Genomic DNA, 7,716 nt, shown 5'->3' on the forward strand with positions numbered 1-7,716 from the left:
GTGCGGTGGGCGGGGCGGCCGGTGGCTGGGGCGTCCCCTGCCAAGGCACATTCCACTGCCCGGACGACCGTGCCGCCGGATACTCCTGGGGAGGTGCGGCCTGCCGGGGCGCGCTCTGCGGGGACGGCACCGGCAACCGCTCGACCCGCGTAGGCCCGGCCGGAGGTGCCGGGGCGTGCGCGTGTGGAGCGTTGCTTGGACGCGCCGGGGGGCGCTGTGGGGCGGTGGCTTGTGCTGGGAGTTCCTCGGGGGCGGCGCTCCGGTGGCGTCCGGGACGAGCGGTCGGCGGGTCTGCCACGGGCGGCACGGGCACCTGCCACGGCCCGGCTTGTGGCTCGTCGTCGCCTTTCGGGGCGTCGTCGTCCGGCTGGGCGTCGTCGTCCGGCTGGGAATCGTCTTCTGGCTGGGAGTCGTCTTCCGGCGACGGTGTGGGCCGCCACGGCATCGTCTCGGCGGCAGGTTCGGAAACGTCCTCGGGCGCGGCGTCTTCCTCGGGCGCGTCCTGCTCGGCCTCCTCCGCCTTGGCGGGGGACGGGAACTGGACATGCCACGGGCCCTGCGGGGGAGCGGGCGGCTTCTCTTCTGCCTTCTCCTGCGGCTTGGCAGGCCGGCGGACGGCGATGTCCGGCCGGGTGAGGTTCACCTTGGCGGGGACGCGGAACTCGGCGGTGTCCGTACGGGACGCCTCCGTCTCCCGCTCGGCGTCGTCGTCCACGTCCAGACCCCCTCTGCTCGTACACGGCAGGCGGCGGAGCGGCCCCCCGACAACCCCTTTGCATATGAGGATGCGAAGTTTATCGGGAAGGTTCGCCGCGATCGGTAACGGCGGCCCACGTGTCCCGGACCGAAAAGCGTGAACCCGAACCGGAGCTTGTGGAGATACATCGCTGACAACGTCCCCGCACGGGAAGGCCCGGTGCGCATGCCATGGTGGTCGCGATGACCGTCCCCCCCACGGCCCGGGAGTACGACGCCGCTCTCATCGAGAGTTCGCTCGACGACCCCGAGGCGTTCGCAGCGCTGTTCGACAGGTACTCGGGGATGCTCTACCGGTACGTGTCGCGCAGGCTCGGGCCGGAGGCCGCAGAGGACGTCGTCGGCGAGACGTTCCTCGCCGCGTTCAGCAAGCGGCACCGCTACGACCTCGCGCAGCGGGACGCGCGGCCGTGGCTGTTCGGCATCGCGACGAAGCTCGTCGCGCGGCACCACCGGACGGAGGCGGCGCGCTACCGGGCGCTGCGCCGCAGCCCGGTGGACGGCTCCGTCGAGGGCCCCGCCGACCGTGTCGCGGCGGGGGTGACCGCCTCGGCGTCGCGTCCCGCGCTGGCGGAGGCGCTGTCCGGGCTGGCGAGGGGGGACCTGGACGTCCTGCTGCTGGTGGCGTGGGGCGACCTGGCCTACGAGGAGGTGGCGCGGGCACTCGGCATACCGGTCGGGACGGTCCGTTCCCGCCTCAACCGGGCGCGGCGCAAGGTGCGCGCGGCGCTCGGCGACACCGACCCGACGCGCGAGGAGGCGTGACCGTGGACGAACTGGACCTGCTGCGCGACCTCGGCCGCGGCCTGGAGCACGAGCCGCCGCCCTCGCTCGTCCGGCAGCGGAACCGGCTGCTGGACGCCGGGCGGGCGCGGCGCCGCCGCGGGCCGGGGCGGTGGACGCTGCTCGGGGTGGTCGCGATGGTGACGGCCGCGGCGATCCTCGTCCCGGCGGCGCTCCTGCACGGCCGGGACGCGAAGCCGGTGGCGGCGAAGTCCACCGCGCCCGCCGCCGGCAAGGCCCTCAACGTGCTGGTCATCGGGTCGGATGCGCGCGGCTCGGACGCGGCGCGCTCGGACACCCTGATGCTCGTGCACGTCCCCGCCGACCGGAAGCGCCCGCACGTGGTGAGCCTTCCGCGCGACCTGCTGGTGCGGATCCCCGCGTGCGGCCGCGCCGCGTCCGTGGACGGGATGATCAACTCGGCGTTCACGGCGGGCGGCGCCTCCTGCACGCTGGCGACGGTGCGGCAGCTGTCCGGCGTCCGGGTCGACCAGACCGTGGTGATCGACTTCGGCGGGTTCCGGACGATGGTGGACGCGCTCGGCGGGGTCGAGGTGACGCTGCCGAAGTCCGTCTCCGACCAGAAGTCGGGGCTCGACCTGTCCGCGGGCAGGCACTGGGTCGACGGGAGGCAGGCGCTCGCCTATGCCCGTGTCCGGCACGGCTTGGGGGACGGCTCGGACCTGGACCGCATCAAGCGCCAGCACCGGCTCCTGGGGTCGCTCGCGCGGCAGGCCAGGAAGCAGATGACGAACGACCCCGTGGCGTTCGCCAGGTTCCTCGCCGTCGCGGCCGGTTCGGTCAAGACCGTTCCCCGGCTGGACGCCGGGGCGCTGAAGACCCTCGTCCGCGGGTTCGAGGACGGCGATTCGGTCGCGTTCGACACCGTTCCGGTCCGTCCGGCGCCATCGGACCCGAGCCGTGTCGTACTGGACGAACCCGCCGCGAAGCGGATGTTCGCCTCGTTCCGGTCGTCATGAGTGAGCCCGTCCCTCTCGGGTAGGGCCGGAACCATCCCGGGGCCCAGCAACGACCCACGAGGCTCAAGGAGTGAGCGATGGCCACGAAAGTCCGCGAAATCATGACCGGCTCGCCGACATCGGTGTCCCCGGAACTCGACCTCGTGACCGTGGCGCGCGCCATGCGCGACGAGGAGATCGGCGCGGTCCTGGTCGCCGAAGGCGACGACCTGAAGGGGGTCGTGACCGACCGCGACCTCGTGGTGCGCGGGCTCGCGGCGGGCGGCGACCCGGCGCGGTCGAAGATCGGCGCCATCGCGAGCCGGGTGACGGCGACCGTCGGCCCGGACGACTCCGTCGAGCGGGCCGCGCAGATCATGCGGGAGCGCGCCGTGCGGCGGCTCCCCGTCATCGAGGACGGCCGTCCGGTGGGCATCGTGTCCATCGGCGACCTGGCGATGGAGAAGGACTCGGTGTCGGCGCTCGCCGACATCAGCGCGGCGCGCTCGAACACCTGACGCGCGCTTACGTCAGGACGGACAGGAGACGGTCAAGCTCCTCCTCGGTGTTGTAGTAGTGCACGGAGGCCCGCACGGCCACGGCGTGGGCGTGCGGGTCGTATCCGTGTGCGAGCGGGGTCGTGACGTTGATGTTGACGCCGTGTTCCCTGGCGGCGGCCTTGATGGCGGCTGGGTCGTGACCGTCCACGGTGAACGTGACGATGCCGGACGGTCGCGCGCACCGGTCGAGGACGGTGATTCCAGGACGGGCGGCCAGTTCCTCGCGTAGCCGCGCGGCGAGATGCATGACGCGGGCCTCTATCTGGGGCATGCCAAGGTCGGCTGCGTAGTCGGCGGCGACGCCCAGGCCGATCTGACCGGCGACGTACCGTTCCCAGGTTTCGAAGCGCTGTGCGTCCTCGCGCATCTGGAAGCCGTCTGGTGCCTTCCAATCTGCGGCATGCAGGTCGAGGAACGGCGGAACCAGCGTCCGCAGGATGTCGCGCCGGACATACAGGAACCCGGTGCCACGCGGGCCGCGCAGGAACTTGCGCCCTGTCGCCGACAGCATGTCGCAGCCGATCTCATTGACGTCCACTACGAGGTGCCCCACCGACTGGCAGGCGTCCAAGAGGTACAGGACGCCGTGCTCACGGCAGAGGCGCCCGACCTCAGCGGCGGGGTTGACGAGACCGTTGTGCGTGGGGATGTGGTTGAGCGACACCAGGCGGACATTGCCCTTGGCGAGTTCGGCCTGGAGCGCGTCCAGGGAAAGGGTGCCGTCGGCCTCGTCGGGGACGACTTCCACCTTCACGCCCTTGGCGGCCGCAACCTGCTGGTAGGCGATCGCGTTGCTGGAGTACTCGCTCGTCGTCGTCAGGATGCGGTCGCCCTCCGCGAACGGGATCGAATAGAAGGCCATGTCCCACGCGCGGGTGGCGTTCTCCACATAGGCGATCTCGTCCGGGTACGCGCCGAGGAGCCCTGCGACGGCGCCGTAGAAGCGTCCGATGGCCGCCTCGTTCTGCTCGGCCGCCTCGTAGGCGCCGATCGTCGACTCCAGGGCGAAATGCCCGGCGACGGCCTCGATGACCGGACGCGGCGGCAGCGCGGCGCCCGCGTTGTTGAGGTGGGCCACCTTCGCGCAGCCGGGGGTGTCGGCCCGGATCTCGTCGATATCCACAGTTGGCAGTTTCCCTCCCGAACTGTCGTACCCGCGCGAGACGCTGGTCACGTTGGCGGCGACTTGACCTCAACCAATCTTGAGGTCACATGCTTGCTGTTCCAGGCTAACGATCATCAGGGGTCTCCATGGACATGGAAGTCACGGCGTGGATGTCGCTGCACCACGCCATGAACGCGCGGGACAGCAGGCCGTTCTCCAAGGCGACGCTCCGGCGCATCGGCCGCTTCGCCCGGCCGCACCGGCGGCAGCTCGCCGCCTTCCTCGTCCTCAGCGTGGTGATGGCGGTCATCGCGGTCGCGACGCCCGTGCTGGCCGGACGGGTCGTCGACGCCATCGTCGACCGCTCCGCGACGTCCACCGTCGTGTGGCTCGCCGTGGTGATCGCGATCCTGGCGCTCGCCGAGGGCGGGCTGGGCCTGGCCAACCGGTGGCTGTCCGCCCGCATCGGCGAGGGGCTGATCCTCGACCTGCGCACCGCCGTGTTCGACCACGTCCAGCGCATGCCGATCGCGTTCTTCACCCGGACCCGCACCGGTGCCCTGGTCAGCCGCCTCAACAACGACGTGATCGGCGCCCAGCGCGCCTTCAGCGACACCCTGTCCGGCGTGGTCAGCAACATGGTGACGGTGCTGCTCACCTTCGCCGTGATGGTCCGCATCTCCTGGCAGATCACCGTGCTCGCGCTGGTCCTGCTGCCCGTGTTCGTCCTCCCGGCCCGCCGCATGGGCAGCCGCCTGGCGCGCCTCGAACGGGAGGCCGCCGCGCACGACGCCGCGATGAGCACCCAGATGACCGAGCGGTTCTCCGCCCCGGGCGCGACCCTCGTCAAGCTCTTCGGGCGCCCTGACCGCGAGTCGGCCGAGTTCGCCGCCCGCGCCCGCCGCGTCCGCGACATCGGCGTCCGCACCGCGATGGTGCAGCACGTCTTCATCACGGCCCTGACCATGGTCTCCGCCCTGGCCCTCGCGCTCGTCTACGGCCTCGGCGGCTACTCCTCCCTGCGCGGCCACCTCGACGCCGGCGCCGTCGTCGCCCTCGCCCTCCTCCTCACCCGCCTCTACGCGCCGCTGACCGCCCTCGCCAGCTCCCGTGTCGAGGTGATGAGCGCGCTCGTCAGCTTCGAGCGGGTCTTCGAGGTCCTCGACCTGAAACCGCTGGTCGCCGAGCGCCCCGACACCCGCGCCGTCCCGGCCGGCCCGGTCTCGGTCGAGTTCGACAACGTCCGCTTCGCCTACCCGTCCGCCGACAAGGTCTCCCTCGCCTCCCTCGAAGAGGTCGCGACCCTCGACACCCGCGGCGGCGTCGACGTCCTGCACGACGTCTCGTTCCGCGCCGAGCCCGGGCAGATGGTCGCGCTGGTCGGCTCGTCCGGCGCGGGCAAGTCGACGATCGCCCAGATGCTGCCGCGCCTGTACGACGTCGACTCCGGCGCCGTCCGCCTCGGGGGCGTCGACGTCCGCGACCTGTCCTTCGAGACCATCCGCGCCACCCTCGGCATGGTCACCCAGGACGGCCACCTCTTCCACGAGTCGATCCGCGCGAACCTCCTGCTGGCCCGGCCGGAGGCGGCCGAAGACGACCTCTGGGACGTCCTGCGCCGCGCCCGCCTCGACACCCTCATCGAGAGCCTGCCCGACGGCCTCGACACGATCGTCGGCGAACGCGGGTACCGCCTCTCCGGCGGCGAGCGCCAGCGCCTCACCATCGCCCGCCTCCTCCTCGCCCGCCAGCGCATCGTGATCCTGGACGAGGCGACCGCCCACCTCGACTCGACGTCCGAGGCCGCCGTCCAGGAGGCCCTGGCCGAGGCCCTGGACGGCCGCACCGCCGTGGTGATCGCCCACCGCCTGTCCACCGTCCGTGCCGCCGACCTGATCCTCGTCGTGGAGGAGGGCCGCATCGTGGAACGCGGAACCCACGAGGAACTCCTGGCCGCCGCAGGCCGCTACGCAGACCTCTACAACACCCAGTTCGCCAACGACCCGCCCCTCGAACCCGTCTCCTAACCACCCGAACCCGCCGTCGCCGACCCGCCGCAGTGGCGGGTCGGGGGATGACCATTACGTCCGTGTGGCGGACATCGCCGCGTTCCACGCCGAAGCCACCGCGCGCGGGGCCGAGTTCCTGACCGAGCCGATCGACCGCAAGGCCGAAGTGCGCTGCTACATGCGAGACCCGGACGGCTACCTCATCGAGGTCGGCCAGGCCACCGGCATGCTCGAAGGCGTCTACGCCGACCCCGCACCCTGAGCGCACGGACGGCCTGCCCGCGCCCGGCGCCTCGTGTGCGTCAGGTGGTCGTGGCCAGGACGTCCCTGAGCGAGCGGATCACGGTCGACCGCCAGCCGCTGCCCATGCCGCGGAAGGCGTGGGCGTTCACCGGGTCGTCGAGGTCGAAGCCCGCGTGCTCGATGAAGATCCGGGTGCCGCGCCCCTCGGGGACGAGCCGCCACGTCACCGTCGTGTCGAGGCCGCCGCCGCGCCAGCTGATCCGCAGCAGGCGGTGCTCCTCGATGTCGAGGACCCGGCAGGCGATCGCCCCGTCGAAGCCGACGCTCGGGATCGGCTCGGCCGCGAAGGAGAAGCGGTGCCCGACGACGGGTTCGAAGTCGTTCGGCATCAGCCAGCGGGCCAGCAGTTCCGGCTCGGTGAGCGCCCGCCACACCTTCGCGGGCGGATGCGGCAGGAACTCGTCCACCTGGATCGAATCCGGTTCACCGCTCACACCGTTCTCCTTCCGGCGAGGGGGCGGTCGTCGCGTGGCGGGTCACAGGTCCTCCTCGTCGAGCAGTTCGCGCAGTTCGGACAGCTTCTCGCGCCAGAACCGCTCGTACGGGGTGAGCCACTCCGACATCTCTCGCAGCGGCGCGGGCTCCAGCCGGTAGATCCGCTGCCGGCCGTCGCGCTGCTCGCTGACGAGCCCGGCGTCCCGCAGCACCCGGAGGTGCTCCGACACGCTCGGGCGGCTCATCGCGAAGTGCGCGGCGAGGTCGTTCACCGGCCGCGGCCCGTCCAGCAGGAGGGCCGTGAGGTCCCGCCGGACGGGGCTGGCCAGCGCCGCGAAGACGTCCGCCGTCACCGCGCGGCCAGCACGATGCCGTTGCCGTCGGGGTCGGTGAGCGTGGCCTGCCGTCCCCAGGGGAGATCCTGCGGGCCGTCGACGTCCACACCGGCGTCGCGGAGCCGCTCGCAGTCCGCGTCGAGGTCGGCCGTCTCCAGCATCAGCCCGCCGGTGCTGCCCGGCGCCAGGCCGGGCAGGTGGTTCGCGAGGACGATGCTCGTCTCCGCGCCCTTGGGGGCGAGTTGCAGCCAGCGCATCGGCCCGGTGGCGCGGTCCATCACCACCTCGAAGCCGAGCTTGCCCGCGTAGAAGTCCTTGGCCGCGTCCTGGTCGCTCACCGGCACCGTCAGCAGCCGCACATGCGTGATGTTCATGGCCGCGACGATATGTAGGAGACTCCCTACGTGTCAAGCGTAGGGATTTCCCTACGCGTTTCGCCGGCGGCTTCGCGGGGGACGTGCCGGGGCGGGT

The 7,716-nt window shown here is 72.0% G+C and carries 9 protein-coding genes and 1 pseudogene; 5 read left to right on the forward strand and 5 right to left on the reverse strand.

The features are described from left to right. Positions 1 to 715: pseudogene (locus tag E1293_RS41700) on the reverse strand (hypothetical protein); the annotation flags it as partial. A 224-nt stretch (positions 716 to 939) separates the two neighbouring features. Between E1293_RS41700 and E1293_RS41705 the strand changes: the two are divergent. The 3 genes from E1293_RS41705 to E1293_RS41715 all read left to right on the forward strand — a co-directional run bounded on the left by E1293_RS41705 (position 940) and on the right by E1293_RS41715 (position 3,016). Next, positions 940 to 1,521, forward strand: a complete 582-nt coding sequence (locus E1293_RS41705; RefSeq protein WP_132204808.1) for an RNA polymerase sigma factor — start codon at positions 940 to 942, stop codon at positions 1,519 to 1,521. Continuing rightward, positions 1,518 to 2,519: an LCP family protein gene (locus E1293_RS41710; protein WP_132204810.1), complete on the forward strand. Its 1,002-nt coding sequence runs from the start codon at positions 1,518 to 1,520 to the stop codon at positions 2,517 to 2,519. The genes E1293_RS41705 and E1293_RS41710 overlap by 4 nt, the downstream gene beginning before the upstream one ends. A gap of 77 nt (positions 2,520 to 2,596) precedes the next feature. Further along, positions 2,597 to 3,016, forward strand: coding sequence for a CBS domain-containing protein (locus E1293_RS41715; protein ID WP_132204812.1), 420 nt, complete (start codon positions 2,597 to 2,599; stop codon positions 3,014 to 3,016). A gap of 7 nt (positions 3,017 to 3,023) precedes the next feature. Here E1293_RS41715 and E1293_RS41720 read toward each other — a convergent pair whose 3' ends face one another. Beyond that, positions 3,024 to 4,181: an aminotransferase class V-fold PLP-dependent enzyme gene (locus tag E1293_RS41720; RefSeq protein ID WP_132204814.1), complete on the reverse strand. Its 1,158-nt coding sequence runs from the start codon at positions 4,179 to 4,181 to the stop codon at positions 3,024 to 3,026. Positions 4,182 to 4,309: 128 nt separating this feature from the next. On the opposite strand from E1293_RS41720, the gene E1293_RS41725 reads away from it, so the two are divergent. Beyond that, positions 4,310 to 6,190 (forward strand): ABC transporter ATP-binding protein, encoded by a 1,881-nt coding sequence (locus E1293_RS41725; RefSeq protein WP_132204816.1) that lies wholly within the window; start codon positions 4,310 to 4,312, stop codon positions 6,188 to 6,190. Between the two features lie 64 nt (positions 6,191 to 6,254). Beyond that, positions 6,255 to 6,434, forward strand: coding sequence for a VOC family protein (locus E1293_RS41730; protein WP_207939414.1), 180 nt, complete (start codon positions 6,255 to 6,257; stop codon positions 6,432 to 6,434). Between the two features lie 40 nt (positions 6,435 to 6,474). Here E1293_RS41730 and E1293_RS41735 read toward each other — a convergent pair whose 3' ends face one another. Genes E1293_RS41735 through E1293_RS41745 form a run of 3 tightly spaced genes read right to left on the reverse strand, consistent with a single transcriptional unit; the run spans position 6,475 to position 7,619 of the window. Continuing rightward, entirely contained in the window at positions 6,475 to 6,909 is a 435-nt protein-coding gene (locus E1293_RS41735; protein WP_132204818.1) for an SRPBCC family protein, read from the reverse strand. A gap of 42 nt (positions 6,910 to 6,951) precedes the next feature. Beyond that, the gene (locus E1293_RS41740) at positions 6,952 to 7,263 is read right to left on the reverse strand and encodes an ArsR/SmtB family transcription factor (protein WP_132204820.1); all 312 of its coding nucleotides are present in this window, start codon (positions 7,261 to 7,263) and stop codon (positions 6,952 to 6,954) included. Beyond that, positions 7,260 to 7,619, reverse strand: coding sequence for a VOC family protein (locus E1293_RS41745; protein WP_132204822.1), 360 nt, complete (start codon positions 7,617 to 7,619; stop codon positions 7,260 to 7,262). Before E1293_RS41745 ends, E1293_RS41740 begins: the two co-directional genes overlap by 4 nt. Positions 7,620 to 7,716 lie beyond the last annotated feature (97 nt).

The sequence above is a fragment of the Actinomadura darangshiensis genome (genome assembly GCF_004349235.1).
Classification (GTDB): Bacteria; Actinomycetota; Actinomycetes; order Streptosporangiales; family Streptosporangiaceae; genus Spirillospora; species Spirillospora darangshiensis.